The 24,712-nt window shown below is 50.1% G+C and carries 24 protein-coding genes, 1 tRNA gene and 1 other RNA gene; 16 read left to right on the top strand and 10 right to left on the bottom strand.

Annotated features, from left to right (window positions below; genetic code table 11):
* Complete coding sequence (gene rsgA, locus AC8GDC_RS04960; RefSeq protein WP_506557558.1) at window positions 1–1,014, bottom strand: ribosome small subunit-dependent GTPase A; 1,014 nt, start codon at window positions 1,012–1,014, stop codon at window positions 1–3.
* Window positions 1,011–2,291, bottom strand: a complete 1,281-nt coding sequence (gene aroA / locus AC8GDC_RS04955; RefSeq protein WP_506557557.1) for a 3-phosphoshikimate 1-carboxyvinyltransferase — start codon at window positions 2,289–2,291, stop codon at window positions 1,011–1,013. Before aroA ends, rsgA begins: the two co-directional genes overlap by 4 nt.
* A gap of 98 nt (window positions 2,292–2,389) precedes the next feature.
* Between aroA and AC8GDC_RS04950 the strand changes: the two genes are divergently transcribed.
* Window positions 2,390–2,995 carry a sigma-70 family RNA polymerase sigma factor gene (locus tag AC8GDC_RS04950; protein WP_506557556.1) on the top strand — a complete coding sequence of 202 codons (606 nt, stop codon included), beginning with the start codon at window positions 2,390–2,392 and terminating at the stop codon, window positions 2,993–2,995.
* Complete coding sequence (locus AC8GDC_RS04945) at window positions 2,995–3,234, top strand: zf-HC2 domain-containing protein (RefSeq protein ID WP_506557555.1); 240 nt, start codon at window positions 2,995–2,997, stop codon at window positions 3,232–3,234. The genes AC8GDC_RS04950 and AC8GDC_RS04945 overlap by 1 nt, the downstream gene beginning before the upstream one ends.
* Here AC8GDC_RS04945 and AC8GDC_RS04940 read toward each other — a convergent pair.
* From AC8GDC_RS04940 to AC8GDC_RS04915, 6 genes are all read right to left on the bottom strand, one after another.
* Window positions 3,231–3,845 (bottom strand): GDSL-type esterase/lipase family protein, encoded by a 615-nt coding sequence (locus tag AC8GDC_RS04940; protein WP_506557554.1) that lies wholly within the window; start codon window positions 3,843–3,845, stop codon window positions 3,231–3,233. The two genes, AC8GDC_RS04945 and AC8GDC_RS04940, sit on opposite strands and share 4 nt — an antisense overlap.
* A gap of 4 nt (window positions 3,846–3,849) precedes the next feature.
* Window positions 3,850–7,464 (bottom strand): multifunctional oxoglutarate decarboxylase/oxoglutarate dehydrogenase thiamine pyrophosphate-binding subunit/dihydrolipoyllysine-residue succinyltransferase subunit, encoded by a 3,615-nt coding sequence (locus tag AC8GDC_RS04935; RefSeq protein WP_506558470.1) that lies wholly within the window; start codon window positions 7,462–7,464, stop codon window positions 3,850–3,852.
* 169 nt (window positions 7,465–7,633) lie between these two features.
* Complete coding sequence (locus tag AC8GDC_RS04930; protein ID WP_506557553.1) at window positions 7,634–8,707, bottom strand: NADH:flavin oxidoreductase/NADH oxidase; 1,074 nt, start codon at window positions 8,705–8,707, stop codon at window positions 7,634–7,636.
* Window positions 8,691–9,902 (bottom strand): MFS transporter, encoded by a 1,212-nt coding sequence (locus tag AC8GDC_RS04925; protein ID WP_506557552.1) that lies wholly within the window; start codon window positions 9,900–9,902, stop codon window positions 8,691–8,693. Before AC8GDC_RS04925 ends, AC8GDC_RS04930 begins: the two co-directional genes overlap by 17 nt.
* Before the next feature lie 82 nt (window positions 9,903–9,984).
* Window positions 9,985–11,196, bottom strand: a complete 1,212-nt coding sequence (metX, locus tag AC8GDC_RS04920) for a homoserine O-acetyltransferase MetX (RefSeq protein WP_506557551.1) — start codon at window positions 11,194–11,196, stop codon at window positions 9,985–9,987.
* Between the two features lie 21 nt (window positions 11,197–11,217).
* The gene (locus AC8GDC_RS04915; protein WP_506557550.1) at window positions 11,218–12,408 is read right to left on the bottom strand and encodes a M20 metallopeptidase family protein; all 1,191 of its coding nucleotides are present in this window, start codon (window positions 12,406–12,408) and stop codon (window positions 11,218–11,220) included.
* Window positions 12,409–12,447: 39 nt separating this feature from the next.
* On the opposite strand from AC8GDC_RS04915, the gene AC8GDC_RS04910 reads away from it, so the two are divergent.
* The 3 genes from AC8GDC_RS04910 to AC8GDC_RS04900 are packed head-to-tail and all read left to right on the top strand — an operon-like array spanning window position 12,448 to window position 15,704.
* On the top strand, window positions 12,448–13,083 hold the full coding sequence (locus AC8GDC_RS04910) for a uracil-DNA glycosylase (protein WP_506557549.1): 636 nt from the start codon (window positions 12,448–12,450) through the stop codon (window positions 13,081–13,083).
* Between the two features lie 8 nt (window positions 13,084–13,091).
* Window positions 13,092–13,673, top strand: a complete 582-nt coding sequence (locus tag AC8GDC_RS04905) for a GNAT family N-acetyltransferase (protein ID WP_506557548.1) — start codon at window positions 13,092–13,094, stop codon at window positions 13,671–13,673.
* A 45-nt stretch (window positions 13,674–13,718) separates the two neighbouring features.
* Entirely contained in the window at window positions 13,719–15,704 is a 1,986-nt protein-coding gene (locus AC8GDC_RS04900; RefSeq protein WP_506557547.1) for a S8 family serine peptidase, read from the top strand.
* A 54-nt stretch (window positions 15,705–15,758) separates the two neighbouring features.
* Here the strand turns inward: AC8GDC_RS04900 and AC8GDC_RS04895 are convergent.
* Window positions 15,759–15,845 (bottom strand) — tRNA-Leu (locus AC8GDC_RS04895).
* A gap of 102 nt (window positions 15,846–15,947) precedes the next feature.
* On the opposite strand from AC8GDC_RS04895, the gene AC8GDC_RS04890 reads away from it, so the two are divergent.
* From AC8GDC_RS04890 to AC8GDC_RS04865, 6 genes are read left to right on the top strand one after another with little or no spacing between them, the layout of a single operon-like run.
* Window positions 15,948–17,048 (top strand): TadA family conjugal transfer-associated ATPase, encoded by a 1,101-nt coding sequence (locus AC8GDC_RS04890; protein ID WP_506557546.1) that lies wholly within the window; start codon window positions 15,948–15,950, stop codon window positions 17,046–17,048.
* Entirely contained in the window at window positions 17,045–17,806 is a 762-nt protein-coding gene (locus tag AC8GDC_RS04885; RefSeq protein WP_506557545.1) for a type II secretion system F family protein, read from the top strand. Before AC8GDC_RS04890 ends, AC8GDC_RS04885 begins: the two co-directional genes overlap by 4 nt.
* Window positions 17,803–18,450, top strand: a complete 648-nt coding sequence (locus AC8GDC_RS04880; RefSeq protein ID WP_506557544.1) for a type II secretion system F family protein — start codon at window positions 17,803–17,805, stop codon at window positions 18,448–18,450. The genes AC8GDC_RS04885 and AC8GDC_RS04880 overlap by 4 nt, the downstream gene beginning before the upstream one ends.
* A gap of 15 nt (window positions 18,451–18,465) precedes the next feature.
* Entirely contained in the window at window positions 18,466–18,624 is a 159-nt protein-coding gene (locus AC8GDC_RS04875) for a hypothetical protein (protein WP_506557543.1), read from the top strand.
* 46 nt (window positions 18,625–18,670) lie between these two features.
* On the top strand, window positions 18,671–18,985 hold the full coding sequence (locus AC8GDC_RS04870; RefSeq protein ID WP_506557542.1) for a hypothetical protein: 315 nt from the start codon (window positions 18,671–18,673) through the stop codon (window positions 18,983–18,985).
* Between the two features lie 25 nt (window positions 18,986–19,010).
* Entirely contained in the window at window positions 19,011–19,331 is a 321-nt protein-coding gene (locus AC8GDC_RS04865) for a hypothetical protein (protein WP_506557541.1), read from the top strand.
* A gap of 321 nt (window positions 19,332–19,652) precedes the next feature.
* Here the strand turns inward: AC8GDC_RS04865 and AC8GDC_RS04860 are convergent, their stop codons facing one another.
* A complete protein-coding gene (locus tag AC8GDC_RS04860) occupies window positions 19,653–20,864 on the bottom strand; it encodes an MFS transporter (RefSeq protein WP_506557540.1) in 1,212 nt (403 codons plus the stop codon).
* A gap of 36 nt (window positions 20,865–20,900) precedes the next feature.
* Between AC8GDC_RS04860 and prfB the strand changes: the two genes are divergently transcribed.
* From prfB to ssrA, 5 genes are all read left to right on the top strand, one after another.
* Window positions 20,901–22,007, top strand: a complete 1,107-nt coding sequence (gene prfB, locus AC8GDC_RS04855) for a peptide chain release factor 2 (protein WP_506557539.1) — start codon at window positions 20,901–20,903, stop codon at window positions 22,005–22,007.
* Window positions 22,008–22,019: 12 nt separating this feature from the next.
* Window positions 22,020–22,709, top strand: coding sequence for a cell division ATP-binding protein FtsE (gene ftsE / locus AC8GDC_RS04850; RefSeq protein WP_506557538.1), 690 nt, complete (start codon window positions 22,020–22,022; stop codon window positions 22,707–22,709).
* A gap of 2 nt (window positions 22,710–22,711) precedes the next feature.
* Window positions 22,712–23,626, top strand: coding sequence for a permease-like cell division protein FtsX (gene ftsX / locus AC8GDC_RS04845; protein ID WP_506557537.1), 915 nt, complete (start codon window positions 22,712–22,714; stop codon window positions 23,624–23,626).
* A 9-nt stretch (window positions 23,627–23,635) separates the two neighbouring features.
* Window positions 23,636–24,109 (top strand): SsrA-binding protein SmpB, encoded by a 474-nt coding sequence (gene smpB, locus AC8GDC_RS04840; protein WP_506557536.1) that lies wholly within the window; start codon window positions 23,636–23,638, stop codon window positions 24,107–24,109.
* 68 nt (window positions 24,110–24,177) lie between these two features.
* Window positions 24,178–24,547: a transfer-messenger RNA gene (gene ssrA / locus AC8GDC_RS04835) on the top strand.
* The last annotated feature ends 165 nt before the right edge of the window (window positions 24,548–24,712 follow it).

Below are 24,712 nucleotides of genomic sequence, written 5' to 3'. Positions count from 1 at the left end.
CTAACTTAGCGAAGTCATAAGTCGGCGCAGAGAATCCACCCTGGATTCAGCCTGCGGCCCCAGTGCTCCGCTGGCAACGGCTTCATCCAATGCGCAATCAGGAGAATCGGCCAGGTGAGTACAACCCCTAGGGCAGGACCGGATTGTTTCCCAAAGGTCCTCGAATGAGCGCAGTAGGTTTTTAGGATCGATGTGACCAAGACCAAAGGATCGAATACCTGGGGTGTCGATAATCCACCCCTTTGATAACTTGATTGCTCGCACTGAAGTGGTGGTCTGTCGTCCTCGACCGGTGACATCGTTGACAACCCCAACGGCTCTATTAGCCGAAGGTGCAATTGCGTTTACCAGTGTCGATTTTCCAACTCCCGAGTGACCAACCAAAACCGTTACCTCACCAGCCAAAAGCTCATGGAGTTTTTCAAGATCAAACTCGTCGGATCGAGTCTGAACCACTGGGATACTCAATCCGGCAAAGCTAGCCAGAAACTCGGCTGGGTCCCGCAGATCTGTTTTTGTCACACAAATAATTGGCTTCATTCCTGCATCGAATGCAGCTGCCAAGTATCGATCGACAAGACGAGTTCTCGGTTCTGGGTTAGCCGCAGCAATCACAATCAAAAGCTGAGTGGCGTTTGCCACAATCACCCGCTCAACCTGGTCGCTGTCATCAGCACTTCTTCGAAGCAGAGTGGTTCTCGGTTCAATGCGCACAATTCTTGCCAGGCCGCCATCTTCCCCTGTGGTATCTCCCGTTAGTGCAACTACGTCTCCAACCACTGGTCCATCGGTGCGCAACTCTTTGGCGAGGGTGGCATTTAGTTGGATCTGAGAGTCCAGCAAAAGAACTTGATAGCGGTTTTTATCTACGCCAACTAATAAGCCAAGAGCCGCTCCGTCATGATCGGGTCTTATCTTTGTTCGCGGTTTATTGCCCTTGGGATTGGGTCTTACTCGAACATCGGTCTCATCAAGATCGTGCTCGCCAGGTTCGGGCTCGTAGAGCCAGCTCAAGTGCTACCCTTTAGCATTTGCTCCCAGAGCGAAACAAACTCAGGAATGGTCTTAGCAGTTACTGAGATATCTTCAATTTCAACCCCCGGAACTGCAAGCCCGATGATTGCACCAGCGGTAGCCATTCTGTGATCTTCGTAAGTTTTCCAAGTGCCGCCGTGGAGCTTTGCTGGCCTGATGACCATTCCATCTTCGGTTTCGGTGGCATCGCCACCGAGGGAATTGATTTCGCTAACGAGGGCCTTCAAGCGATCAGTTTCGTGTCCTCGAAGATGGGCAACACCGCGAATCTGGGATGGTGACTTCGCTAACGCAGCTAAGGCTGCAATTACCGGCGTGAGTTCACCGCCGGTGGATAGGTCAATATCTACGCCTTGAATTGTGCCAGTTCCAGTTATCACTAGGTCGTTGCCTATTCTTTCAACGCTTGCACCCATTTGCTGCAGTATGCCGTCGAAGTCATTTCCGACTTGGGTGGTTTTCTTGGGCCAGTTAGAAATTGTCACAGAACCGCCAGCCACCATGGCAGCTGCTAGAAACGGACCAGCGTTTGAAAGATCGGGTTCGATCCTTATTTCGCCGCCAGAAATTTCTCCTGGTTCAACTCTCCAGCTTGCAGGCCCGGTTTGAGATGCTTCCACGCCTCTGTTGCGAAGGCACTCAATTGTCATCTCGATGTGTGGCATCGAAGGTAAGTGATTGCCAACATGTGAAACAGTTAGGCCGTTTTTGAACCTAGCGCCAACCAGTAAAAGACCTGAAACAAACTGTGAGGATGCCGATGCATCAATCTCAATTGCGCCTCCCTCAACTTCTCCTTGGCCTTGGATAGAAAACGGTAGAGATTCCCCAGAGACTAAAACACCGAGAGAGCGAAGCGAGTCGATGGTGGTTTTCATTGGACGCTTGCGAGCTGCTAAATCGCCATCGAAATCAATCTGTCCGTTGGCCAGTGAAGCCAATGCTGGAACAAATCGCATGACCGTTCCGGCCAGTCCACAATCAATTGCTGCCGGGCCTAAAAGTGGCTTAGGAGTTACAACCACAGTGGTTCCGGAAACCTCAATGTGTGTGCCCAGTTTGCGAAGGGCTTCAATCATCAAGGAGGAGTCTCGAGAGACAAGACAGTCACGAAGGGTAGTTGGGCTTTCCGCGAGGGCTGAAAGAACTAACTCCCGATTGTTTAGGGACTTGGATCCCGGGAGGCTGATGGTTGCTGCCAGTTGATTTTGGGTGCTGGGAGCGGCCCAGCGGCGGGAATAGCTTTCATCAGTCATTGGTTTTAAAAGTAGCAGTAATGCAAAAACATTAGGAGTCCGCGGTGTCAGTAGTGCTAGAGCAAGCCGTAGCAGGCCGGTTGTTAGACTCTGAACCTATGACAATCCAGCCCAACAAGGCCTCCGAAGACAAGATTCGGGACTTTGAGCAGCAGGCAATCCCACTTATGCCCCAGCTTTACGGAGCGGCGCTTCGCTGGACCAGAAACCCCTCAGACGCCGAAGATTTAGTTCAAGAGGCCATGGCTAAAGCTTTTGTTGCCTGGGCTCAGTACCAGCAGGGGACCAACCTTAAGGCTTGGCTCTACCGAATCATGACCAACACTCACATCAACAGCTACAACAAAAAAGCCAAGGACCCTTCCAAGGGCGGCCTCGATGATCTCGAGGATTGGCAGCTGGGAGATGCAAAATCACTAACTGCAACAACCTCGCGATCAGCTGAACTTGAGGCATTGGATAATCTCCCATCCGAGGTAATCCGCAAGTCGCTTCTCGAAATCCCAGAGGAGTTTCGAATGGTGGTCTACTACGCAGTTGTGGATGGTCTGCCCTATGCGGAAATCGCGGAGGTTATGGGAACTCCGGTTGGAACTGTAATGAGCCGTCTTCACCGAGGCAAGAAATTGCTCCGAGTGCTACTTGCGGAATACGCCAGAGAACAAGGATATTTACCCTCAGAAACAAAAACGGAGAAAAGCTAATGGCAGAGTTTGACTGCGAAGAAACCAAGTCCTTGGTTCACGAGTATCTTCACAATGAATTACGTCCAGAGGACCAGAAGGACATCACCACCCACCTGGCGCTTTGTGATTCTTGCGAAGAAGAATACGATCTTGAGGTTTATCTCAATAAGGCAATTACTAGATCGTGCGATGAGGAACCACCAAAACAATTGGCTCAAAAAGTTCTGGACTTCATAAGAAAGTCTCAGTCACACTAACTTTGGGTTTCTTCCAATCCGAGCCATGGATACCAACCACGGTTTAGAACCAACCAAGCCATCAAGCCGTAGCCAGTTTGCGCTGGCATATTTCGTGCGGAAACTTCTAGTTCTGCGTTAAAGCCTTCGTGATCAACCAACGGGTGATAGAAATCCACAAACGGAACACTTCTTCTTCGGCAAACATCTTCATAGCCAGTGGCTAAGTGCTCGATCTCGTAGTTGAGGGCTTTATCAAAACTCGGTGGTGGGCCAACCACGAAAACTGAAATTTCATTGCGGCGTGCTTCATCAATGATGGTTGCGATGTTAAGTCTTGATCGAGAAACCGAAACTCCCTCACGTGCATCGGAATTTCCAAGTGCTAGCACTAGTCGATTGTCAGTTTCTGGTCGGAATCTTCTCTGGACTTCTCCGCCCCAGCGCTCCAGCAAGCTTGCGCTGGTCTCACCAGGAGAGGGCACGTTGTAAATGTCGATGATTGGATCTTCGATCGGGGTTCTGGCGATAACTCGTCCGACCCAACCAAGGGCCTTTACGTCACCGATAGCGGTAGTTGTCTCGTCGCCAAGAATGACGATGCGAGTTTCCGCTTTCTCAGCTTGCTCCATTTAGCTACAGCGCCAGCGCTCTTGTAATTAGGTCGGCTTGTTCTACCGCGTGACGCTTGGCAGAACCTGTCGCAGGCGAAGCACTTGCTGGTCTTGAAACCAGAGTTGCAACTTGACCGTCCATGTACTTAGGCAAGAACAGACCGATGTAGGTCCAAGGTCCTTGGTTCGCAGGTTCATCCTGTACCCAGTAGAGCTCGGCATTTGGATAGGAAGCGTAGGCTTGCTTGATTTCGTCTACCGGAGTTGGGTAGAGCTGCTCGATACGAACAACGGCAATGTTTCTCTCATTTCGCTTTTCAAGTTCAGCCATCAAATCCCAGTAGATTTTTCCTGAGCAAAGAATCAGGCGCTTAACACTTGCTTTGTCCAAACCTTGCACATCGTCAATAACCGGCTGGAATGACCCGGAAGTGAAATCAGCAACCGACGAAGAAGCGGACTTTAACCTGAGCATCGATTTAGGAGTGAAAACCACAAGCGGTCTTCTTGGTCTGGTGAACGCTTGTCTGCGCAGCAGATGGAAGTGTGAAGCTGGAGTGCTTGGCTGAGCAACAGTCATATTGTTCTCAGCACAAAGCTGCAAGAATCTTTCGATTCGCGCCGATGAATGGTCGGGTCCTTGACCCTCGTAGCCGTGAGGAAGCAGAAGAACCAAGCTTGAGTGTTGGTTCCATTTCTGCTCGGCCGAAGTGATGAACTCATCCACAATGGTCTGGGCGCCGTTTACGAAATCACCAAACTGCGCTTCCCACAAAACAAGTGCTTCCTTGTTCTCGATTGAGTAACCGTATTCGAATCCCATGGTTGCGTACTCACTCAACAGCGAGTCGTAAATCCAGAACTTAGCCTGAGTCTCGCTCAAGTTTCTAAGAGGCATCCACTCTTGGCCGTTGACTCGGTCGTGGAAGACAGCGTGGCGCTGAACGAAAGTCCCGCGCCTGGAATCTTGACCTGCAAGACGAACCGGGACGCCTTCCATTAGAAGGGATCCAAAAGAAAGCAATTCGCCAAAGCCCCAGTCGATGCCACCTTCGCGGCTCATTTCTAGTCGCTTGGCCAGAAGTTGCTGAAGCTTCGGGTGAACGCTGAATCCTGGAGGAGTGTTGGCGTGAGCGTCACCGATGAGCTCAATTACCTCTTTTGCCACAGCGGTTGGTCGGGAGATTTCAGGCTCATCGCTGGCTGTGGTTCCGATGCCTACTCGGCGAGGGATCAGCTCAATCGGAGCAGCCATTGCCTCATGCACTTCGACGAAGGCGTTTTCGAGCTTGGCTTGGAAATCCGAGTTGGCAGCTTCGAACTCAGCCTGAGTGATGTCTCCTCGTCCAACCAGGGATTCGAGGTAGAGGGTTCTCACCGAGCGCTTTGCTTCAATGAGGTTATACATCAGTGGCTGGGTCATCGAAGGATCATCACCTTCGTTGTGACCGCGGCGGCGGTAGCAAATCAAGTCAATTACCGCATCGTTTTTAAATTCCTGACGATACGCAAACGCTAGGTGCGCAACTCTAACAACGGCCTCTGGATCATCGCCGTTCACGTGGAAGATTGGAGCCTGAATTGATTTGGCAACATCGGTTGAGTAAACGGTCGATCGGGACTCGGATGGTGGAGTTGTGAAACCAACCTGGTTATTGATCACCAGGTGGATAGTTCCGCCGGTTTTGTATCCGCGAAGAGAAGCCATGTTCAAAGTTTCAGGAACTACTCCCTGGCCTGCGAAAGCTGCGTCGCCGTGAATTAGAACTGGCACAACCGGGAATTCATTTCGGGGAATAGCATTTAGGCGATCAAGTTTGGCGCGCACGATTCCCTCAAGTACAGGGTTAACCGCTTCCAAGTGAGATGGATTTGCAGCCAGTGAAACGTTAACCTTGTTTCCCTGAAGGCTCTCAAAGATTCCTTCGGTTCCTAAGTGGTATTTCACATCGCCTGAGCCTTGTACAGATTTGGTATCGGTGTTTCCTTCGAACTCTTTGAACACCTGACCGTAAGTCTTCCCAGCGATATTGGTCAGCACATTTAGTCGACCGCGGTGGGCCATTCCGATGCAAACTTCCTGGATACCTGCGTTGGCAGCGGACTGAAGTAGCTCGTCCATGGCAGCGATGGCACCCTCGCCACCTTCAAGACTGAAGCGCTTTTGTCCAACAAACTTGGTCTGAAGGAAAGTCTCGAAAGCCTCTGCTTCATTGAGTTTGTTCAGAATGCGCAGCTGCTCTTCGCGAGTTGGCTTGGCGTACGGCTTTTCTAACCGGTCCTGGAACCACTTGCGCTGGGTTGGGTCCTGGATGTGCATGTACTCAACGCCCACGGTGCGGCAGTAGGAATCTCGAAGAGTTTTCAGGATGTCGCGGAACGGGGCCTTGGTGGTTCCGCCAAAACCTGCTGTTCTAAACGTTCTATCTAGATCCCAGAGGCTTAGCCCGTGGTTCAACACATCTAGATCAGGGTGAGTGCGCTGCCTGTACTCGAGTGGATCGGTATCAGCCATCAAATGTCCGCGTACTCGGTAGGCGTTTATCAGCTCTTGAATTCTGGTGGACTTATCGCGGTCATCCGCACCTTCGCGGTCGAAGTCAGCAACCCAGCGAACTGGCTCGTATGGAATTCGTAGCGCCGCAAAGATCTGATCGTAGAAGCCATCTTCACCAAGAAGCAGTCCGTGAACAATCTTTAGAAACTCTCCGCTACCGGCACCTTGGATCACACGGTGGTCATAGGTCGAAGTCAGTGTAATTACTTTGCTGATTCCAAGTTTTGCCAGATGAGCATCGCTCATTCCCTGGAACTCGGCTGGGTAGTCCAACGCTCCGGCTCCAACGATGCAACCTTGGTTTTTTGTCAAGCGCGGAACCGAGTGAACAGTTCCAATTCCACCCGGATTGGTAAGCGAAATGGTTGTTCCTTGGAAATCGCTAGCTGTCAAAGTGTTTGTTCGAGCCTTTGCCACAAGTTCTTCGTAGGCGGTTAGGTACTCAGCAAAGTTCAGGCGCTGAGCGCGTTTGATGTTAGGAACCAAGAGTGCTCTTGAGCCATCAGGTTTTGGAATATCAATTGCAAGACCGAAGTTGATGTTGGCAGGCTGCACCACAACTGGCTTCTCATCAACAATGTCGTAGTAAACGTTTTGACTCGGGAACTTTTTTAGCGCCTGAATAATGGCAAAGCCAATCAAGTGCGTGAAAGAGATTTTTCCACCACGAGTTCGAGAAAGATGAGAGTTGATAACCAGACGATTATCAATCATGAGTTTTGCTGGCAGCGCGCGAACACTTGTCGCGGTTGGGATCTGCAACGACTGGTCCATATTGGTTGCCAGAGTCTTTGCCATTCCCTTTAGGGCTGTTACCTGGTCTTGAGCATCTTCCTCGGATGACTCGGGCACTATGGCGATTGATTCAGTGATCGGAGCCTGGGCTGGAATTGGCGCGGGCTTTGCCTCAACGCGAGTGGTCTTGGCAACCACCGGAATCGATGAAGTCATATCTGAAACTACGGGGGATTGACTAGTTGGAGCTGGGGTTACCGCTCCCTGTGTGGACTGGTAGTTTTCGAGGATTGGCCACCAGGCCTTATCGACGGAGTCTGGGTTTTGCTTGTACTTTTCGTACATCTCTTCTACTAGCCAAGAGTTGGCTCCGTAGTCGTCTTGCAATCCTTCACCGGACACGGAAAAACCCCTTATTTGTTGGCTTGAATGACTCCTATATCTTACGCTCTGCGAGCGATAGGGGTCTGGCCCTTGGTAACTAGCCGTAAATAGGGCAAATCTCTGTGGCTACTTACTTGGGCCACTTTCCTCGTTCGTACTGCTCAGGCCAATCCACTTCAATGCCCAATTCACTGGCGGCTCGAAGCGGCCAGTAGGGATCTCTGAGGCTAGCGCGGCCAATCAGGATTACATCCACCTGACCTGACTGCAAAATTTGCTCGGCTTGCTTGGCATCGGTAATCTGACCCACAGCACTAACCGGCTGCTTGATTCTTTCTGCAACATATTCTGCGAGTGGAACTTGATAACCCGGTCCCGAAGGAATCGTGACTCCAGTGATAATCCCTCCACTTGAAATATCGATAAGGTCAACACCTGATTCAGTTGCCCACTTCGAAACCTCGGCTGTTTGAACTTGGTCCCAACCACCCTCGGCATAGTCGGTTGCCGAAAGGCGCAAAAACAGCGGCATAGATTCAGGGATTGCATTTCTCACGGCCTTGATTGTTTCCATCAAAAAGCGAGCTCTGTTCTCTAACGACCCGCCATACTGATCGCTTCTATCATTTGCAAGAGGCGAAAGGAATTGGTGGATCAAATATCCATGAGCACCGTGAATTTCAACTGCGTCAAAACCAGCAGACACCGATCTTTTGGCAGCAGCAACAAATGCTTCAACGAGCTTTGCAATTTCATCGACGCTCAAAGCTCGAGGAGCTGCGTAATCGCCAAAGGCGACATTTGTTGATGAAACGCTTTGCCAGCCACCTTCGCTTATCGCGACTGAACCAACGCCGCTTGACTCCCGATGCACGGATGCTTTCCGACCGGCATGAGCAAGCTGCATCGCAACTTTCGAACCATGCGAATGACAGATATCAACAATCTTCTTCCAAGCCTTTGCCTGCTCGTCGTTCCAAATTCCAGTGCACCAGGGAGTGATTCGACCTTCGGGGCTAACGCCAGAGGCCTCAACAAATATCAGGCCTGCGCCGCCCACCGCCCTTGAACCGAGGTGAATCTCCTGCCAGGCGCCAGGCATGCCGTCCTTGTTCTCAGCCGAGTACATACACATCGGCGAGATCCAAATTCGGTTTTTTACCTCAAGGCCGCGAAGTCGGATCGATTCAAAGAGTTTTGGCATTGGCATTCCTTTTTTCAATAACTAGGGTTCCGAGGGCTGTGAAGAGACCTAAAACTACACCTAGTCCAATTGCGATATTCAAAGGAACAAGTGCTGTTAGGAAGCCAATAATTGCCGGTCCAGCTAGTACTCCAGCGTAGGTAATTCCAACTACTTTTGCCATGTTACGCCCGGTGTGAGTGTCCTCGCCGACTTCGGCTGAGTAAGCAAACATCTGCGGCACCACTCCTGCAATTCCAATTCCGGCAATCACCCAGCCAGCAAGTGCTACCGGAGAAGTTGTAGAAAGAACCACCACGCATGTTCCAACAGCTGAAACTAGAGAACCAAATCGAATAACAAATATTCTTCCGCGAGCAGCAACTACCTTATCGATTACCAACCGTGTGGTTCCCATTGCTCCTGTGTAAACAACGAGAGCAATTGCAGCCTGAGCATCAGAGGTACCAAGCACTCTTGCGTGATGAAGAGTGGACCAGTCCACACCTGTACCTTCGGCAATTGCTGCGGCCGCAGCCATTGCACCCAAGAACAAAACAAAACCAAGAACCTTTCTATTGGAAGCATTTTGTGCTTTGAGACGAGATTTTTCGGCTTGCTTGTCTGCAGCCTTAGTTCGTGTATTCAATTGGTGGTTCGGACTATCGGGAAGCATCCAGGTTCGCATTGAAATTGCGACCAGCAAAGTAGCAATGGCTGCGCCGGAGAGTGTGGTTTGCATTTCAAGCCTATTAGCCAAAGCAATTCCGCCGACACTGGCGCCGATCAATCCTCCGAAAGACCACATGGAATGAAAAGCCGAGAAAATTGGCCGCTGATAGGCCTTTTCAACATCAACCGCATGGGCGTTCATGGCTACATCAGTTGCTCCGACTCCGATTCCCAACAGAAACAATGCGATACCTAAATAGAGTGGTGTGTCAGCAAACCCTGGTAGAAAAAGCATCACGCCCATGAACGTGCCCGATAGGAAAGCTGCTGTCCGAGAACCCACCCGATCTATAAGATTTCCTACCATTTGTATAGCGGTAAGCGCACCGCCTCCAAAAACCAGCAGCAGTGTGCCAATTGCTGCATGGGAGATTTCAAACTTGTTTTCAACAAATGGAATGTGCACCGCCCAGAAGGTCACTGCGGCACCTGAGATTGTGAAATAGGCAAAAACTGCGAATCTTGCCTTTTGTAATGTGGACACCTGATGTCTCCTTCAAATCGACCTTCGGGCAGTAAGACCTATCTTAGGTAGCTAGGTTGGCGGGATTGGGTTGCTTTGACGGTTAGGACTTGGCCGAAAGCAGGCGCTTTAGAAGCTTGCCGACCTTATTGGCTTCGATCAGAAATCCGTCGTGACCGTAGTCGGATTTGATGACAAACAATTTGTTTCCAAAGAGCTTCTTTGGGACACTTTCTGCAATTACTTCCTGGCTTGGTACCGGGAACAATCGATCGCTATCAATACCCACAAGCAACATCTCAGCTTTGATTTTTTGAATGGCTTTTTTGATGGATCCTCGTCCACGAGCGATGTCGTGAGAGTTCATGGCCTCGACAAGAGTGAGGTAGCTGTTGGCATCAAATCTGCGGGTGAATTTGTTGCCGTGGAAATCTAGGTAGCTCTCAACCGCGAAGCGTCCACCGTCACCAAATGGATTTACCTTGGATTGCCAAGCGCGCTCAAAGCGCACATTCAATTCTTCGGGGGAGCGATAGTTCAAAAGCGCCATGCGTCTGGCCAGCGCAAGTCCACGGTAGGGACCTTTACCTGCAGCAGCGTCGTAGTAGTCACCTTCATTAAAGGCAGGATCTGCTTTGATCGCCTCGAGCTGAACTGAGTTCAATGCAATTTGATCGGCGTTAGAAAATGCAGGTGCTGCGAGAACCGCGATTTTTTCCATTGCTTCGGGATATTCGATTGCCCATTCCAGAACTTGCATACCACCCATGGAGCCACCGATGATTGCTTTCCAGCGTTTTATTCCAAGCTGCTTTGAAAGCTCAACTTGCGCAGTGACTTGGTCACGGATAGTTATGTAAGGAAAACGTGGTCCGTACTCCTTACCCTTCTTATCCAAAGACGTTGGTCCAGTCGAACCTTGGCAGCCTCCGAGCATGTTAGGAGCAACGACAAAGTACTTGTTTGTATCTATCGCGAGCCCTGGACCGATAACCCCATTCCACCAACCGGCGGTTGGGTGTGCCCTAGTTGCCGAGCCAAATGCATGAGAGTCTCCAGTTAGCGCGTGAAGAATCAAGATTGCATTTGACGCGTCGGGCTTTAGTTCGCCCCAACTTTCGTAGGCAATCTTGACGTCATCGAGCTTCTTGCCGCTTTCGAGCTTTACATCAAAAGAAGTTGTGAACTTGCGATCCCCTGCAGGGTCTCCATCGCGCCAGGCGCCTGAGGCCGGTGGTTTGCCAATGAGCTTTCTGGCCATTTCGTCCGTGATGAACTCAGATGGGATGCTGTCACCAGATACTTGAAATTCCATGATTGTGAAAAAGCCTAATGGTTAGCTGAGTGCATCAACAGCTAGTGAGGCCAGCAGCGCAGCGCCGTCTCCCAAGACAGAATCATCGAATACTGCCTTGTTGGAGTGATTGGTGGCAGCGTTGGTGTGATCGGTCCCCGGAGGGCATGCACCCATAAACACGAATGCTCCTGGAATCTCGCTCACAATCGATGCAAAGTCCTCGCCGCCCGCAATCGGTGTTGGGAGGTTGATGTATCGGCTAGCGCCAAACAGTTCGCTGGTTACTTTCTCTACCGAAGAGATTGCTTTAGGGTCATTCATCAAAACCTTTGTAGCTCTTGTGAATTCAACCGTTGCACTCAAGCCAAATCCGGTTGCAATAGAGTCGACAAGCTCCTGGGTGTATTGCTTTAGCTTGGTGGCATTTTCCTCGGAGAACACTCTGACAGTTGCGCCGAACGATGCAGTTTCAGGAATAACGTTTGTGGTTGCAGTATCTCCAGCTCTTACCCAACCGATGTTTACAATCACTGGATCAAACGCACTGAAGCGCTTTGTCACCATGGTTTGAAGAGAAGACATAATTTCGTTTAGCACGCTGATTGGATCCTTAGATAACCAAGGCATAGAACCATGTCCACCGCTACCGGTGACAGTTACAAGTAAGTCTCCGGCAGATGCCATCAAGGGCCCGCTTCGAGAGCCCATCATTCCAAGCGGGTAGGAGCTAAAGACATGCAGACCGTAGGCCCGAATTGGTTTAGATCCAGAAACCATCAGAGCTTGTTCTTCGATCATCACATCGGCTCCGTGATGGCCTTCTTCGCCAGGTTGGAAAAAGATGATCACTTCACCTTTAAGTTCTGACTTTCTTGACGCAAGGATCTTTGCGGCTCCAACTCCCATGGCCATATGCAAATCGTGACCACAGGCATGCATAAAACCATTAGTTGAGGCGTATGGAACTCCAGTTTCTTCAATTACCGCAAGGGCATCCATATCGGCACGCAACAATACGGTTGGCCCAGGAAGATCTCCTTTTATGTGCAGAACTGCAGAGGTGATGGATTTACCCAAAGTGATTTCGCCAAGAGGGGAAATTTCATCGAGGATTACCTTGAGGGTGTTTGGTAGTTCAAGTCCAAACTCAGGAATCTGGTGGAGCTTTCGCCTGAGGGCCTGAAGCTCAGGCAGCATTGATTGGGCCTGCTCAAGAATTGACTGGGTCATGCAATCATTGTGCCACCACGGAACCCATACCCTTTATACATGTTCTTTAGCTCCATGCATCCCTCTTGGCAAGCCAGGCTTTCGGCAAGTAAAGACTTGCTAACCGAGATCGAGGCTCAGCTAATCTCAGAGCCGCAGATCACTCCGCCACCGGCCTTGGTGATGCGCGCGTTCCAAGAACCGTTCGAGTCGGTAAAGGTTTTGCTGATTGGCCAAGATCCCTATCCCACCAAAGATGTTGCCTGCGGCTTGGCCTTTGCGGTTTCTAATGTAAGCAAGCAACCTCAAAGTCTAAAAAACCTAATGAAAGAACTGGCCACCGATTTACCTAAAGTTTCAAATTCCGGTCAATTAGATCGCTGGAGTAGCCAGGGTGTGATGCTGCTCAATTCCGCATTGACCACCATTGTTGGAGCCCCCGGTGCCCACGCCAAGATCTGGATTGGATTTACCAAGGCTGTTATTGGGCAACTGGATTCAAGTTCTCTGGTTTGTATAAGCCTTGGCGAGCATGCCAAAAAGCTAAGTGCGTTGATTGTGAAGGGGGAGGTCATCCAAGCCACTCACCCCAGTCCGCTTTCTGCCTCGCGTGGCTTTTTTGGATCACGGATTTATTCCAGAGTGAATTCGGCTCTTCAAGCAAAGGGCCTAGCCCCGATAGATTGGTCCTGTTAGGAGTAGCCGTGGGTCTTGATTCAACCTCTCGCTGGAGATTAATCAGGCGCTTTCGCGCTCGCGGATTCCGGGAAGATACCGACAGGCCTCTAACTCTTAGCATCAGGGCTGCCCAGCCGAAGGATTGCTTCGCGATCTGCGAGATCTATAACTTCTATATACAAAACTCAGTGGTGACTTTTGATGAGCAGATAATGCAGCTTAGTGCGTGGGAAGAAAAGCTCGAGTACCTAAACAAGCAAAAGCTACCGTTTATCGTTGCCGAAACTGAAACCGGCGAGATTCTCGGATTTGCCTATGTTGCTCCCTGGCGTCAAAAATCCGCCTATCGGAGAACTGTCGAAGACAGCATCTACTTGCGTGCAGCAGCAACTAGAAAACGAATTGGGACCAAGTTGCTGGAAGAGCTGCTTGCCCTTTCTAAGCAAGCCGGAGTAAAGGAAGTTGTTGCTGTGATTTCCGACAGCGGCGCTGAATCATCAGTGCGACTTCACGAGCAATTTGGATTCAAAAAACAGGGTCACCTTGCCAAGGTTGGCTTCAAGTTTGACCGTTGGCTGGGAACAATCCTGATGCAAAAAAGCCTCTGATAGGTTGAAGATATGAGCCTTCGGGGATGTTTGCTGTCTATTGCTATGACAGCTCTGCTAGTAAGCGGTGTCGCCCCTGCAGCTAGCGCCGCAACAGCCCAGTCAACCGAGAAAATTTCCGGAGTGCTGGTTCAGTATTCGGCCGGCGTTGAAGCCGTGGCACCAAACGGTGAACCAACGGGAGCAAACTTACTTCGAGGCAAAGTTGTCAGTGAAGATCTTGGTGGGGGACTTTTCGCTCTGAACTTTGTTGAGCCGATGGACAAAACTCTGGCAAAGATTTGGATCAAGCGCATGGTGCTTGATCGAAGAATTATCTGGGCTGAGCCAAACCTCGCTATCGAAAAGGCCTCGGCGAATATTTCTAATCGCCCAATTCTTACTCAGGCTCGAGCGGCATCAGGCCCAATTTCACTCGTTGCTAAACCGGCCGTTAGTGCAACCGCCAGTGACCAAGCCAGAGTGCGGCTTAGCTGGAAGACCCCATCCAAACGCTACGGGGCAAAGATTGTTGGATACCGAGTTCAGTACTCTTCCAACGGTGGCGCCAGCTACCAGACATTGATTTCTAACACCGGCAGCAGCGACACACGAGTATTTGTCAGCGATGGAATTCGGGCTGGAATCAGCTATCGATTCCGGGTGCGGGCCATAACCAACGATGGCTCCGAGCTCAACACTGTTGGCGCATCATCAAACACCGCTTCAGCAACAGTTAGAACTGCTCCGAAGCCTGTCTATGTCACCTCGGCGCCAAGAATCGGTCCTGGAAACGTCACATACCTCGAACAGTCAATTTCTGATCGGGGTGGATTCGCAGCCAGCGCGGTTAGATATCGAGCTGTTGCCACCGCAAGCGATATTGAATCGGTCGAGACTTCTTTATGCAACGCAACCAGGTGTCAATTCCCTGAGCTGCTGCCAGACACCACCTACACAGTTGAGGTCTTCGCAACCAATGAGCTAGGCATTTCAAGTTCGAATGCCACCGTACCGGCAAATGATTTGTACTTTCCGCTGCAGTGGTACCTCAATGGTAAAAATGGCGTTTCTATGCCAACGGCCTGGAAGTACTCAAAGGGCGATGGCTACAAAGTAGTTGCGGTGATCGACACCGGTATCAGGGCCCACCAGCAGATTGACAAGGCTCTCACTAGAAACGCCGACGGCAGTATTTACGGGTATGACTTTGTCTCCGAACTAGCAAACGCCGCTGATGGCGACGGTGAAGACTCAAACCCAAACGATGAGGGCGATTCCTCAGGTGGAAACAGCTTCCATGGAACTCACGTTGCCGGCATCATTGCTGCCGAGCACGATTTTCTTGGAACAGCGGGTATTGCCCCGAACGTAAAACTGTTGCCAATCAGAGCTCTCGGTAAAGACGGCGGGACAATCTCTGACCTCGTAAAAGCGGTCAACTGGGCAGCCGGAGTGAAAATAGCCGGTATCCCTCAAAACAAGTTTCCGGTATCGGTGATCAATTTGTCCCTCGGTGCGAAAGAGGTAGTTTCTTGCACCGGCGGCTACGCGTCAATTTTTGATGCGGCGATTGCTAAAGGCATCACCGTGATTGCTGCTGCAGGAAATGAGAGCAGAGCATCACTTTCATTCCCAGGTAACTGCAACGGCGTAATCACCGTTGTGGCTACTCAAGCGTTAGGGGATAGAGCAACTTACTCAAACTTTGGAAGCGGCACTTTGCTATCAGCACCCGGCGGTGAGTTCAACATCGGTTCGACCGAGTCTCCAGATTCACGCGGAGGAATTATCTCCTCCTGGGTTGATTCTGCGAACTTGCCTTCCTACCGTCTTTCTGAGGGCACCAGCATGGCCACCCCGGTAGTTTCAGGAATCGTCGCTTTGATGTATTCGATGCAACCCAACATCACCCCGGCAAGGGTAAGAGCAATTCTCCAAGACTCGGTTCGACCATTTGCCCCAACCTCTAATTGCGCAATCATTGGTGGTTGTGGTGCGGGAATCATCAACGCCCAACTAGCACTTGCTAGAACTAGTGCTCTGAAATAAACGGAAAACTTCAGTTAAATGAAAAGACCCGCAAGCAGCGGGTCTTTTTGTTTTTGGTGCGGAAGGTGGGACTTGAACCCACACGTCCTTTCGAACGCTGGAACCTAAATCCAGTGCGTCTGCCAATTTCGCCACTCCCGCGTTCCTCGAATAGTCTAACCATTTCCCGCTGTGGATAAATCCTCCCGCCAAAATTCGCCAATTGGCAAACTTGCCTTCCGCTAGAAATATCAAGGAGGTAGCTTGCCGGAACTGGTCTCTTCCCTTGCAACTCTGGCCAGGCGAAGAATCGTATCGGGGGATGTGGAAGTTTCCCGTGCCCTAAACGATGTCTTAGACGAAGCGGTTGAGGCTGAGCCAAACGGCGTTTTGGCAGCACAGGAGCCAAGGCTCAGAGCAGAGCTAGCTCAACAGCTATCGGCCTACGGACCACTACAACCACTTCTGGATGACCCCGATATAGAAGAGATATGGATCAACAGCACCTCTGAAGTGTTTGTTGCAAGAGCGGGAGTTAGCTCTGCCCTTGAAATGGGCATTGAGCAGGAACTTCTTCAGACCCTAATCGAAAAGATGCTTCGAAACACTGGCCGACGCCTAGATCGATCTTCCCCTTTCGTAGACGCCTCACTAGAGGATGGCTCCAGATTGCACGTTGTCATTCCAGATATAACCCGAAACACCTGGAGCGTAAACATTCGCAAGTTTCCAAACTGGGTCTATTCACTCAAACGACTTGTTGAGCTTGAATCATTGAGTGCTTCTCAAGCGCAATTCCTGAGTGGGCAGGTAAAGCTTGGAAAGAACATTCTGGTTTCTGGGGCTACTCAAGCTGGCAAGACAACACTTTTGTGTGCATTGCTGAACGAGGTAAGAGATTCGGAAAGAGTTGTCTCCGTTGAGGAAACTTTCGAGATTAGATATAAAGGCCTGGATTGGGTTGCGATGCAGACTAGGCAACCCAACCTCGAGGGCGTTGGTGAGATCTCGCTTCGAAGACTTGTCAAAGAAGCTCTTCGAATGCGTCCAGGTCGGATAGTGGTTGGAGAGGTCCGACAAGCAGAAAGCTTCGATCTCTTGATTGCTCTGAATTCAGGTTTACCTGGATTATGCACAATTCATTCAAACTCAGCTCAAGACGCAATTTCCAAACTGTGTACTCTGCCGCTTTTGGCAGGAGCAAACATAACTAGTGAGTTTGTGAATCCAACGGTCGGCTCCTGCATCGACCTAGTGATTCACTGCCGGATGCTGCCCACTGGCAAAAGAGTTGTCGAAGAGATCGCCACCGTTAGCTTCAATAACAAAACATTAGCTATTGATGTTGTGTCGGTCACAGCATGAAACCACTGCGCATGGCTTTGGAAGCTGCTGGCTGGTCGAGGCACTCTCCGATTCAGTTTTTGATTTTCGTGTTTGCAGCCTCGATTCTGCTAGCCAGCTGGGTTCAGTTGAGCTTTGAGGTGCCAGGACTAACAATATTTAGCTGCCTTGCAACCTTTGGGCTTAGCATCGAATCGCTTAGGTTTAGATCCAAACAAAGAAGTGACCAGCTGGCGCGGCTATGGCCAGAAGTTTTAGATTCACTTCACTCTGCAGCCAGCAGTGGTTTTGGAATTGTCGATTCACTGGAGCAAGTGGCAAGAAGTGGGCCTTCAAGAATTCAGCCAGTTTTCCAGGAACTGGTTGACCGGGTAGATTCCGGCGCGGGGTTAGATAATTCGTTGGATTGGTTTAAGTCGCAGTTCGGGCAGCTGCAGGCAGATCGATTAGTTGAACTGATTCGAATTGTGCATCGCTCTGGGGGAGTTGGATATCTAGATTCACTGCGTGAGCAGGCTTTGAGAACAAGATCTGAGATTGCGCTTTGGGGAGAACTTGAATCCAAGCAGGGCTGGGTGACAGGAACCGCCAAACTTGCAATTGTTGCACCTTGGATTATCGTTGCAACCCTTGCGGCTAGATCGGAAAACGTCGCAATCTATAACACCGTTGAGGGAACCGGAGTTCTGGTTGCAGGCCTCTTGGTTTCTTTAATCGCCTATCGACTTGTTGGCCTAATGGGCACACTTTCCAAACCAAGCCGGGTGCTTACAAATTGAATATCGAGTTTTTGCTCGCCGTTAGTTTTGGCTTCGGTGTTGCAAGTTTTTTCACCTTGGCGATGCAAAGTTCAAACACTGCGCTGGCCGTTCGCGTGAACGCCGCGATTACCCCTTTGCCACCTAGGCCTAGAAAGTTGCTTGGGCCGGGTAAGTTGCTGATCACCCAATTTCGATCTGATAAATCAGCGAAGTTAGAGCGCGCGCTGTTTGAGCTTCCAGAACTAATGGACCTCATGACAGTTAGTCTTCGGGCCGGCGATGGGGTCTATCGGAGCTTTGCAACTGTGATTCCAAGGTGCGACGGTGAGATTGCTCGGGAGTTTTCCAAAGCCCTAAAGGCGGTTGAATATGGCGCAGCCTTTGGTACAGAAATCAGGCGTGTGGCGGAAGCATTACCTCACCCGCAGGTAGCGGAGTTTGTAGCGAAGGTCTCGACCTCTCTCGAGCGGGGCACGCCTCTGGCTCAAATGCTTTCCGAGCAAGCACTCAGCGTTAGGGAGGAAATAAAGAGTCGATTGTTGAGGCAGGCAGGTAGGAATGAAACGCGCATGCTGATTCCGCTAGTTTTCTTGATTTTGCCGGTGACTGTTTTGTTTGCCATCTACCCAAGCCTTGAGCTACTGAACTTTGGATTCATCTAAGAAAAAAGGAGAAAAATGAAAAACAAATTGTTTCATGATGAGACCGGTGACGTACCCGGGTGGGTACTGATTACCTTGATGACTGCAGGGCTAGTAGTGGTGATGTGGTCTTTTGCAGGCCCTGCCCTGCAGGGAGTGTTTCAACAGGCGATGAACCGTGTGGTCAGCTTCTAGGCAGGAAGGTTCTGCAGTTACTGACTTTGTTTTAGTGGCATTTCCAATGTTGGCAATTTTTGTGGCAACTATTTCCATCACCCTTGGCTCATACGCGCGACTGGTTTTACTTGACTCAACCATTGAAGGTGCAAGGTTTGCCGCGCTAGCAGATCAGGACATAGCTTCTGGAATCGCAAAGACCAGGCAATTGGTAGTTGCCGCCCTAGGACCTGGCATGCGCGTAGATGTTGCAGGAAGCGTTTCGAGGTTCGGAAGCGTTGAGTCAGTGAGACTTGTTTCGACGCTAGGAATCAATCTAATTCCCGGTAGCAACTTTCTGAGCGTCTCGTCGGTGGCAACTCGTGAGAACGAGTACTAGTCCAGCATCCGAGCAGGGCTCGGCAATGGTAGATCTGATTGGCTTCGGTGTCTTACTGCAGATACCAATTTTGATGTTTGCAACTTTTGCTGTTTCACTTCAGCAGCAAAGCTTTGCTGTCGAGTCAATTGCAAGGCACGCATTGCGAGCTCACTCTCTCTGGCCCGTAAACCAGAGCACTCAAGAAGTTGTTGCCACTATCGCAAAAGATTTTGGTCTCTTAGCCGATCAAGTCAGTTGGAATATCTCATGCACTCCAAATCCCAATTGTTTGGAACCAAACACCACAGCTCAAATCGAGGTTAGGTATGGGCAGTTAGTTGCCTACGCAAGTTCGAGATTTTGATTCCAATGAGCGTGGATCACTCGCACCGTTAGGAATTGGGTTAGCTATGCTTTCGCTAACACTGATTCTAGGAATCCTCGCCGCGGCAAGTCTGTACCTAACGGAGCGAAGGCTAACTACAGTTGCCGAGTCAACAGCCATCGCGGTACTGATCGATGCCAAAGGAAATCTTGCTCAACCACTTACCCCAATAGCTTCAAGGTGGCTTGCAACACAGTCACTTCGAGGTCTTTTCCAAGTTGAGCTAGTGGAAGTCAGTTCTATAGACCAAAGAAGCGTTCGAGTTAGGTTGTGCAGCAGTTCAAGACCGATATTTGAAAACTACATGTTTTCTGAAATTGGCAGAGTCTGCTCTGAGGCTTTGGCCCGGCGCGGAAGATAGCGGTGGGCCATGGCGGCCCCAATGATCCCGGCACCAGTAAGTGTGAACATCGCAGTCGCCAATCCAAATACTGCAGTGACTAGCGAAATCACAAGTGGTGTGGCGGCAACTCCAGCATCAACTAGAAGACGATATGAGGCAAGGAATTCATTTCTTTCACCCTTAGGCGCTAGATCAGAGCCGATAACCAGAATGATTCCACTTCCAACACCATTGGCAAGTGACATAACAAGGGCGACCGCAAGGAAAGTGGTCGCGTCTGTTGCAAACGTTAGTAGTGAAAAGGTAAAGGAAAGTCCAAGCAAAGTTGGGAGAGCTGACCATCTCCTTCCGAAGCGATCCATGATTTGTCCCGAGGTGTATGAGAGCGCAAGATCGAGAGCTCCTGCAATACCCATGTACAGCGCGGTAGCTGCTGGCGATAATCCAATGTGCAAGGCCCAAAGCGGAAGCCCAACAATCCGTGCAGTTCTGAGACCGCCCATAATCGCAGACACAACACCTAATGTGGCTAATTTTTTGGATTCTCTTTTTGCAACCATCCAGGTTGCCCCTGGTTTAGTTCCGGGAGTGTTTGGCATTAGATCTGGCTTCACGAAAACTAGAACAAGGGCAGCCAGAGCACAGAAGATAACGGCATTCCAATACACGGCCCTTACATCAAAAAGAGTAATAAGAAGTGCGCCAATCATCGGCCCAAAAAAGTGCCCTGCCCGAAACACTCCTCCAAGAATCGAAAGCGATCGTGCTCGATGCGAATAGGGGACGGCTTCTGTGAGAAATGAATGTCTAGCTAAGGCAAATACTGAAACGCTGGCACCGAGAAGAAACATTCCTAAACCCAGCATCCACAAACTGGTTGAGAGCAAAGAGACAAATACACCAACGCTTCCAACTGCAGCGGCGGAGAGCATTGCCTTGCGCTCCCCGATTGCGTTGATTAGTTTGGCTGCGGGAATATCCGCTACCAGTGTGCCAACCATGACTAGTCCAGTGATGATTCCTGCGGTTGGAAGGCTCGCTCCAAGCGCCTGAGCACTGGCAGGAATGATTGGGAGCAGGCTACCTTCGGCAATACCAAACAACAGTGATGGGGTGAATACCGGAAAGCTCAAGCTCGATATCTTGAAGTCCTTGGTGTTTGCGGGCACCTGACAATTATGCTCCTGACTTAGACTTGTGAAATCATGTCGGAACTAGATCTAGCAACTGAAATAAAGACGCTTCGGCAACTGTTTGCAACCATCAAAGAAGTCATAAACCCCGTTGCATTGCAGTTGGAAGTGAACTCGCTGCGAGAGCAGGCTTCAACTGGCAACCTCTGGGATGACCCAGATCGCGCCTCAAAAATCACGTCTTCATTGTCCAGATCTCAGGACAAACTCGACATGATTGTTTCGGTTGAGGCGCGAGTGAATGACCTAGAGGTATTGATTGAGATGGCTAACGATGCCTCTGATACTGCGACCAAGACCGAAGCAAAAAAGGAATTGTCGGATCTTCAAAAGTTAGTTGGAGAACTGGAGATTCAAACCCTGCTCAGCGGGGAATACGACTCTCGCTCAGCTGTGGTGACCATTCGAAGCGGCGCCGGAGGAGATGACGCAACCGATTTTGCTGAAATGCTTATGCGGATGTACATCCGCTACTGCGAACAAAAAAAGTATCCGGTGCAAGTTCTGGATATCTCTCATGCTGAGGGTGCAGGAATCAAATCCGCGACCTTTGAGATTGATGCACCTTATGCCTATGGTTCGCTATCGGTCGAAGCAGGAACTCATCGCCTAGTTCGAATGAGTCCTTTCAATGCGGCTGGAAAGCGCCAAACTTCTTTCGCCGCGGTTGAAATTGTCCCGTTGGTTGAGCAGACCGAAGCAATCGAGATTCCAGATGCTGACATTCGAGTTGATGTCTTTCGCTCATCCGGACCTGGGGGCCAGTCGGTGAACACGACCGACTCCGCTGTGCGCATTACTCACTTGCCTACTGGAACTGTTGTTAGTTGCCAGAACGAGAAGAGCCAGATTCAGAACAAGCAGGCTGCCATGAGAGTTTTGCAATCACGTCTTTTGGAAGTGCGCAGGCGTGAAGAAGAAGCTACCAAAAAGCAGTTAGCTGGAGATGTCAAAGCGTCCTGGGGAGAACAGATGCGAAGCTACGTGCTTGCTCCTTACCAAATGGTGAAAGATCTAAGAACTGATTACGAAGAGAACAACCCACAGTCGGTATTTGATGGGGGACTCGACGGATTTATAGCCGCGGGAATCCGTTGGAGAATGCGGTCTCCCGCTTAGGCTGGAGACACAATGATTAGCGTTCAAAACGTCACCAAAAAATACAAGGGCACCCCAAGACCCGCGCTTGACCAGGTGAGCCTGGAAATTGAAAAAGGCGACTTCGTATTTCTAGTTGGTGCCTCTGGCTCTGGTAAATCCAGCCTCATGAGACTGATGCTTCGTGAAGACATTCCAAACTCCGGATCTGTGCATGTCCTTGGAGAAAACCTTGTTGGCCTTCCTGCAAGACGAGTTCCCCTCTTTCGCCGCAAGCTCGGAGTGGTGTTTCAGGATTTTAGACTTCTGCCAAACAAAACCGTTGCCCAGAATGTTGCCTTCAGCCTTGAGGTAATTGGAAAATCCCAAGGCTTTATCCAAGAAGCCGTCCCAGATGTTTTGAGATTGGTTGGATTAGCCGAGAAAGCAGACCGGCTTCCGAGCGAACTATCCGGTGGTGAGCAGCAGCGTGTTGCTCTGGCCAGAGCGATTGTGAACAAACCTGCAATCTTGCTAGCGGATGAGCCAACTGGAAACTTGGACCCGACAACAAGCGAGGAAATCATGGCATTGATTAACTCAATCAATTTAGCCGGGACAACCGTCGTGATGGCAACTCACGATCGATCGATCGTGGACAAGATGCAACGTCGAGTTGTTGAGCTAAGTCAAGGTCAAATCATTCGCGATCAGACAAGCGGCGGCTACGGAGTGCGGGCTTAGTTATGCGTTTTGGATTTATGTTCTCTGAGGTAAGTCAAGGCCTTCGCAGAAACATCGCCATGGTCATCAGCATTATCTTGGTGACTTTTATTTCCCTAACTTTTGTCGGAACCGCTTCACTGCTACAGCTCCAAATTGGCCAGATGAAAAACTACTGGTACGACAAAGCACAAGTTGCAATTTATCTCTGCACCGATGTTTCTCCGGAGGCAACTTGCCCAAGGGGAGAAGCCTCTGAAGATGTAAAGACAGAAGTCCAGGAAAGACTTGATTCACCGACGCTGACCCCATTTATTGAAGAGTATTACTTCGAAGATCACGATCAGGCTTATGCAAACTTTCAAGAGCAATTTTCTGGAAACGCTGTAGCCCAGTACGTTCGGGCTGAACAATTGAATGAGACCTATTGGGTGAATCTGTTTGACCCAAACCAATCACAAATCATCACTGAGAGTTTTACAGGTCTTGCTGGAGTTGAAGAGGTTAGAGATCAACGCAGTTATCTTGATCAAATCTTCAACATTCTGAACATAGCTTCGCTCGCTGCGATTTCAATTGCATCGCTAATGCTGGTTTCAAGCGTGCTATTGATCTCAACGACAATTCGGCTTTCGGCTTTTTCTAGAAGGAGAGAGCTCGGAATCATGCGCCTTGTGGGCGCTAGCAATTTCTCGATTCAGTTGCCTTTTATTCTCGAGGGTGTGGTTGCCGCACTGATAGGAAGCCTGCTGGCGGCTGGAGCAGTTTTGGGGCTCGTTGCGTTCTTTGTTCAGGGGTTCCTGGCCGAAAGACTTCCTTTTACTAGCTTTGTGAGTATCACCGATGGCATGCTTGTAGTTCCGCTATTAATCGCAGCCGGCGTTGTGTTGGCTGCGGTGGCTTCGGGTCTTGCGATCCGTCGCTACTTAAAAATCTAGGAGTCGATCGTGCCGAGAGAGCGTGGCCAGCAGGTTGTGGCCACCAATCGTAAAGCCCGTCACGACTATCACATCGAAGATGTCTACGAAGCAGGCATTGTTCTAACCGGAACAGAAGTGAAGTCGTTGCGGGCCGGTCGCGCATCCCTGGTGGATGGATATGCAACCGTCGAGCGGGGCGAAGCATGGCTCGAGAATGTTCACATCCCCGAGTACTCGCAAGGCAACTGGACCAATCACTCAACCAGGCGTCGAAGGAAACTTTTACTGAACCGAGTTGAGATTGATAAGTTGACCGGAAAAATTAAGGAGTCTGGATTTACGCTCGTTCCAATCTCGATTTACTTCAAAGATGGCAAAGCAAAAGTTGAAATAGCTCTGGCCAAGGGTAAGAAGGATTACGACAAGAGGCATGCCTTGAAGGAGCAACAGGATAAGCGCGAAGCCGCTAGGGCGGTGTCAACCAAGGGCAAGGAATGGTAGTTCTTCCCTTTGTCTTATCTTCGGGTTAGACTGAGAGGCTGTTGAAAGACAGTTTGATAACTAAACATGGGGATGATCGGTTTCGACGGTACTTGCCGAAACTGAATGAAGCGGGTCGAGAATGCAGAGTTATCTCGTTAACGTCCTCTGCAAACTATAGGTGCCAAATCAAACCGCACCGACTTCGCCCTAGCTGCATAAGCTAGCCTCGAGGTCCGTCAGCCTAAATCTGATTTCGTTTTAGGTCCTGGCGTCATTTAGAAATCTTGCTGGGTAGCTACGCCTTAGGGCTACTTGGGACTTTTACTCAGGCTGGGCTCGTCGGTTAGGTCGCTTCAAGCTTTGACCGGAGTCGAGTAAAACAGCATTGAAGATACACCCGTAGAAGAGTCAGAATCCAAATATCGGACGGGGGTTCAATTCCCCCCATCTCCACCATGTTCAATAAAGCCCAGGGATTTCCTTGGGCTTTATTGCATTGCTAAAGGCAATGAACCTCTCTTTTCAAGTAAATTAACACCCAGAGCTTCATTTATCGAACTGGAAGTAAGCAAGATCTGACCATGGAACAATTCACCAGCAATTGCCTGAACTTGGGTTTCA

Source organism: Rhodoluna miladensis (SeqCode) (genome assembly GCF_965234705.1).
Classification (GTDB): domain Bacteria; phylum Actinomycetota; class Actinomycetes; order Actinomycetales; family Microbacteriaceae; genus Rhodoluna; species Rhodoluna miladensis.
This window is presented reverse-complemented; position numbering and strand designations above follow the sequence as displayed.

Bases quoted from the DNA above. Each gene is read 5' to 3' on its own strand.
- aroA (WP_506557557.1), bottom strand. From the start codon at position 2,291: ATGACTGATGAAAGCTATTCCCGCCGCTGGGCCGCTCCCAGCACCCAA.
- AC8GDC_RS04950 (WP_506557556.1), top strand. From the start codon at position 2,390: ATGACAATCCAGCCCAACAAGGCCTCCGAAGACAAGATTCGGGACTTT.
- AC8GDC_RS04945 (WP_506557555.1), top strand. From the start codon at position 2,995: ATGGCAGAGTTTGACTGCGAAGAAACCAAGTCCTTGGTTCACGAGTAT.
- AC8GDC_RS04940 (WP_506557554.1), bottom strand. From the start codon at position 3,845: ATGGAGCAAGCTGAGAAAGCGGAAACTCGCATCGTCATTCTTGGCGAC.
- AC8GDC_RS04935 (WP_506558470.1), bottom strand. From the start codon at position 7,464: ATGTACGAAAAGTACAAGCAAAACCCAGACTCCGTCGATAAGGCCTGG.
- AC8GDC_RS04930 (WP_506557553.1), bottom strand. From the start codon at position 8,707: ATGCCAAAACTCTTTGAATCGATCCGACTTCGCGGCCTTGAGGTAAAA.
- metX (WP_506557551.1), bottom strand. From the start codon at position 11,196: ATGGAATTTCAAGTATCTGGTGACAGCATCCCATCTGAGTTCATCACG.
- AC8GDC_RS04915 (WP_506557550.1), bottom strand. From the start codon at position 12,408: ATGACCCAGTCAATTCTTGAGCAGGCCCAATCAATGCTGCCTGAGCTT.
- AC8GDC_RS04910 (WP_506557549.1), top strand. From the start codon at position 12,448: ATGTTCTTTAGCTCCATGCATCCCTCTTGGCAAGCCAGGCTTTCGGCA.
- AC8GDC_RS04900 (WP_506557547.1), top strand. From the start codon at position 13,719: ATGACAGCTCTGCTAGTAAGCGGTGTCGCCCCTGCAGCTAGCGCCGCA.
- AC8GDC_RS04885 (WP_506557545.1), top strand. From the start codon at position 17,045: ATGAAACCACTGCGCATGGCTTTGGAAGCTGCTGGCTGGTCGAGGCAC.
- AC8GDC_RS04875 (WP_506557543.1), top strand. From the start codon at position 18,466: ATGAAAAACAAATTGTTTCATGATGAGACCGGTGACGTACCCGGGTGG.
- AC8GDC_RS04870 (WP_506557542.1), top strand. From the start codon at position 18,671: ATGTTGGCAATTTTTGTGGCAACTATTTCCATCACCCTTGGCTCATAC.
- AC8GDC_RS04865 (WP_506557541.1), top strand. From the start codon at position 19,011: ATGGTAGATCTGATTGGCTTCGGTGTCTTACTGCAGATACCAATTTTG.
- prfB (WP_506557539.1), top strand. From the start codon at position 20,901: ATGTCGGAACTAGATCTAGCAACTGAAATAAAGACGCTTCGGCAACTG.
- ftsE (WP_506557538.1), top strand. From the start codon at position 22,020: ATGATTAGCGTTCAAAACGTCACCAAAAAATACAAGGGCACCCCAAGA.
- ftsX (WP_506557537.1), top strand. From the start codon at position 22,712: ATGCGTTTTGGATTTATGTTCTCTGAGGTAAGTCAAGGCCTTCGCAGA.